This is a genomic window from Okeania sp. (assembly GCF_983059655.1).
Window position 1 is genome coordinate 1 of sequence record NZ_CEZPJD010000977.1, and the last position, 2,593, is coordinate 2,593.

4 protein-coding genes are annotated in these 2,593 nt (G+C 30.2%); 2 read left to right on the plus strand and 2 right to left on the minus strand.

The window, feature by feature from the left end; all coding sequences use genetic code 11:
• Positions 1–480 precede the first annotated feature (480 nt).
• Positions 481–1,065 (minus strand): endonuclease/exonuclease/phosphatase family protein, encoded by a 585-nt coding sequence (locus AC3DU7_RS30820; RefSeq protein ID WP_488043049.1) that lies wholly within the window; start codon positions 1,063–1,065, stop codon positions 481–483.
• Positions 1,065–1,523 (minus strand): hypothetical protein, encoded by a 459-nt coding sequence (locus AC3DU7_RS30825; RefSeq protein ID WP_488043046.1) that lies wholly within the window; start codon positions 1,521–1,523, stop codon positions 1,065–1,067. The genes AC3DU7_RS30820 and AC3DU7_RS30825 overlap by 1 nt, the downstream gene beginning before the upstream one ends.
• Positions 1,524–1,823: 300 nt before the next feature.
• On the opposite strand from AC3DU7_RS30825, the gene AC3DU7_RS30830 reads away from it, so the two are divergent.
• Both AC3DU7_RS30830 and AC3DU7_RS30835 read left to right on the plus strand, forming a co-directional pair.
• Positions 1,824–2,150: a hypothetical protein gene (locus AC3DU7_RS30830; RefSeq protein WP_488043047.1), complete on the plus strand. Its 327-nt coding sequence runs from the start codon at positions 1,824–1,826 to the stop codon at positions 2,148–2,150.
• A gap of 30 nt (positions 2,151–2,180) precedes the next feature.
• A partial coding sequence (locus tag AC3DU7_RS30835; protein WP_488043048.1) for a hypothetical protein occupies positions 2,181–2,593 on the plus strand: 413 nt, incomplete at its 3' end.

Consider the following 2,593-nt stretch of genomic DNA (forward strand, 5'->3'; position numbering starts at 1 on the left):
AGTTGTGAGATATTGAAAACTTTTAGGGAACACCGGATCTGGGAACAGGGAACAGGGAACAGAGAAGAAGAAAAAAATGTATCATCTAAATATAATAGTTCCTATATTCTATACTTTTAAGGAACATCTCAATTCTCACAACTGATTCCTGATTGCTATATCAGCTATAAGTTATTAACTTATTCAGCAAACCCTAATTATGTATAAAAAATTAGAAAATACTTTATAGTAAGTAAAATTAAACGTAAGCATTTCCTGCGGACTGCTGCGCAAACAGCTATTAGCAGTCAGCTCTCAGCAACAAGAGTCTCTTAATATTAAGACAGTGTTTAATATTAATATAGACTTTAAAAGCAAAGGAGCCAACTTTTGTCGTAAGACAATTAATAAGGCTTTTATCCTAAACTAAGAGCAATAGCTGATAGCTGATGGCTGACTGCTGAATGCTTACAATTAAACTGTCTACTCTCAAAGAATAATCTATAAGCTGGATTTAGTATTATTTTCTAATTCACTAATAAATAAATCTGTAATCAAGGGTATATGATCTGAACCTAATTCAGAATTGAAATTGGCTCTTGTCTTAACATTTACAACTTTAATTTCTGAACTGATTAAACAATGATCTATGGGAATTTGAAAAAATCTAGATAAAATATGCAAGACAAAAGAGTTATTAAATTTTGCAGGCCAAGTAGGAAGAATGCCAAAGCCTAAACGACTATTTCTTAATCCAGTTTCCTGTTCTAATTTTTGATAATCAGGAGACCACATGGTTATATTCAAATCTCCTGCAAGAATAACTGGATTATTTAATTGTTGAATATATTTACCAAGTTTCTCTAAAATTTGATTGCGTTGTTTAAAAGTTTTTCTATATATAGGAACAGTAGGATGGGTTGCTATTAAATAAATAGTTTGTTTATTAGTTTTGAAGTTAGTAATAATAGTGGGTTTGTTGGGAGCAAAAAATTTTATTGAGTAATCATTTATAGGAAATTTGCTGTAAACGACAACAATTCCATAGGGAGGAATTCCATAGGTAGACTGAGAAACAGAATTAATTAATTAGGTAAAATATCAGATAATGTTTGTAGATTTTGAAACCATGTATTAGTAGGTTCTAAAAAAATTGCTATATCTGGATTTTCTTGTCTTACCATTCTGGTAACTTGTGAATATTGAGAATTTCTACCTCCATAAAGGTTATAAACTAAAATTCGCAAGTTAGGAGTTTCTTGGCTAATACCATTTCTATGAATATACCAAGGTAAAATTGGGGTGAGGTTAATAATTGTGCAAAATAGACCTACTAACAATAATCTTTTTTTGCCTGTTATGGTTAAGCAAAATAATAAAATTAAACTAATTACAAAATATTGAACTTTAAAATGAGAAATCAGCTCGAAAATGATACCTTTTTGCCAATAACCTCCTAGGGAAAACAGAGTAGTAATAATAATTCCTGTGGTTAATAAGTAACTGAATATTTTTTTTAGTCGATCAAACCAGGATATTTGCATATAGACTTCAGAAAATACTACTTTTATTGAATAAAGAATCATGCTGATAGGCGCTCGCAACCTAGTACAGTGACTATATCACAATTCTTGTAATATTAGGTTTGGTTATTAAAGAAGCTACCTTTGTTAGTAGTTATAGTGGGTTTTATCCTGAATTGTAGGATAACTAGCTGATAATCTAATTTCTAATAATAGTATATAAATAGTAGCGATCACTTCTTGATATTCTCAGACACATTACAGCATTTTTTCGAGTATAACAGGTACAAATTTTTAAACTTTAGGGAATAAATCAAGGATATGTTAGGCATAGCTAAAAAAGAACAAAAACTATTAAGGGGAATATTATTAACTGTAATAAATATTTCATTTCCAATTGCAGTGAATTATTTATCTAGTAACAATAAATTACCGAAATACCTGCCTTCTATTGTTCTGTTTATTTGGGTTATAGTCGTAATTTACTTATTGTTTTCTTGGTTGATAAAGTTTTACAAGACTAAGGATACATTCTGGCGTTTATTAACAGCAAGAGAGAAAAAAGTCATTGACAGTTATCTAGATGCTGTAAACCATGAAATAGAATTTGAACTTGGATTTAATCTAAAAAGCGATCATGTAAGTTGATCAGGGGAACCAGGAAATCCAAGTGGCCTGATGTCTCAACAAGCTTATGAGGAAAAAGGAGGTAGTCAGCGAACGAACATAGAAAATCTTGATAAATACTTGTTATATCCAAACAAATCTAGAGTATTTATATATGGTCCTCCAGGAAGTGGAAAATCTACAACTTTATATAAGGCACTAGCAAATTATACTAAAGAATTCTCGGACAAAATAGGATATTTTATTCCAATTTTTATCCATGCTAACGATGTTGAAAGAGTCTTAAATGACGATGGTAAAAACATGGATAAAATTCTTCCTTTTATTGCATCTATATATAGAATTAACGGAAAATTATCCAAACCAGAATTTAAAAATTTTATTGCTGTATGGAAGCAGAGGCCATCTCTCAATTTTGTGATTATCATTGATGCTTTAGATGAGTTTCTAGACAAAAGTAAACG

Bases quoted from the DNA above. Each gene is read 5' to 3' on its own strand.
- AC3DU7_RS30830 (WP_488043047.1), top strand. From the start codon at position 1,824: ATGTTAGGCATAGCTAAAAAAGAACAAAAACTATTAAGGGGAATATTA.
- AC3DU7_RS30825 (WP_488043046.1), bottom strand. From the start codon at position 1,523: ATGCAAATATCCTGGTTTGATCGACTAAAAAAAATATTCAGTTACTTA.